The organism is Sphingomonas sp. RB1R13 (assembly GCF_036663775.1).
In the GTDB taxonomy this organism is placed as follows: Bacteria; Pseudomonadota; Alphaproteobacteria; order Sphingomonadales; family Sphingomonadaceae; genus Sphingomicrobium.
On the sequence record NZ_JAXOJM010000020.1, the window covers coordinates 1 to 1561 of the forward strand.

At 64.9% G+C, this 1561-nt stretch carries 1 protein-coding gene; it reads right to left on the bottom strand.

Annotated elements, in window-relative coordinates; all coding sequences use genetic code 11:
• Positions 1-1529: GAF domain-containing protein (locus tag U1700_RS14430; protein ID WP_332753389.1), on the bottom strand; the 1529-nt coding region annotated here is incomplete at its 3' end.
• Positions 1530-1561 lie beyond the last annotated feature (32 nt).

Below are 1561 nucleotides of genomic sequence, written 5' to 3' on the forward strand. Positions count from 1 at the left end.
CGCACCGTGTTGAAGTCGCTGATCTCCATGACCTTCATGCCGCCATCGGTCATGAAGGACAGGCTGCCGTCCAGCTCGACCACCTTGATGCAGTCGGTCGAGGCGCCAAGCACGCTGCTCAGGAAGGCGGCCGTTTCCCTGGCCTCCTTCTCAGCCCGCCGTCGTTCGAGCGCGGTCCAGGTCCGGTTGCCGGCATCGGCAATGAACTGGACCTCTTCGGGCGTCCAATCGCGTGGCGCACCATCGTTGATGTAGAGGATGGCAACGGTTCGCCCCTTCTCCCGAACGGGCCGGTTGACGAGGCTGCGCACCGCGACGGCTTCCAGCGGCGCGGTATCGCCAGACGTGCGCGGATCGAGGCGGATGTCGGGGATGACCACCGTTCGTCCCTCGCGCAAGTCCTCCGCATAGGCGCCATAGTCGTCCATGCGGTAGGTGCCGGCGAGCGTCGGATAGTCCGTCGCCGTCCAGTCGTTCGGGACGACGAACGTCTCACCGTCCTCCCCGACCGTGCCGAAGCCGACCCGCCCCACATCAAGCGTGCGACCGATCAGTGCGGTTGCCGCCCGCACAATATCTTCGGGATCATCAATCGCGGTCAGCATCCGCCCGAGTTCGGCCAGCGCTTCACGACGCTGATCGGCATGGACGCGATCCGTGACCTCGAGAAACAGGACCGTGAAGTGATCGGCCCCTGCAGGCTGACATACACCGTCATACCAGCGCCGAAGGTTGCCGACCTGCCGAGTGAAGCGGATCGCCTCGCCCGTCTCGACGACCCGGGCGAACTCCAGCACCCATTCGTCCTCGATGCCTGGGAAGGCCTCGCGGATCGTTCTGCCAACAGCGCACCCGCGTTCGATCCCCACCAGATCGTACCAGGCGTCGTTCACCTCTTCATAGCACCAGTCGATGATCTCGCCTGCGCCGTCGCGCACGACCTTGCCGAGGACAAAGCCTTCCTCCAGCGTTTCGAACAGCTGGCGCCACTTGGCCTCGCTGCGCTGTAGCTCGCCAGTTGCGGCATCGCGGTCGCGCTTCGCCGTGACGCGGTCGGTCGTCTCCAGCGTCACGTTAAGCAGACCGGCTACCTCACCGTTCTCACCGCGCACCGGCGAGTAGGAGAAGCTCCACCAGGTGTCTTCCGGATAGCCGTTGCGCGTCATCAGCAACGGCATGTCACGGAATGTCGAGGTTTCTCCGGCAAAGGTCGCGTCGACGAGCGGTTTGATCTCGTCCCACACGTCGGGCCACGCCTCGGCGAACGTCACGCCGAAGGCGAACGGATGGCGCTTGCCGAGGATGGGCACGTAGGCGTCGTTGTAGAGGAACGTGCGCTCCGGTCCCCATGCCAGACACATGGCGTGACCCGATGCCATCATGATGTCGACCGCCGTGCGCAAGGAGGCAGGCCAATCGCTGCGCGGGCCGAGCGAAGTCGTGCTCCAGTCGAACGCCGACAGCATGTCGGCCATGCGTGGTGCGTCATGCACGTCGCCCCCGGCGACGCTCTCAACGTTGCTCACCATTCCTGCCGTCGCTTCCTCGACCCAAGCGTTGA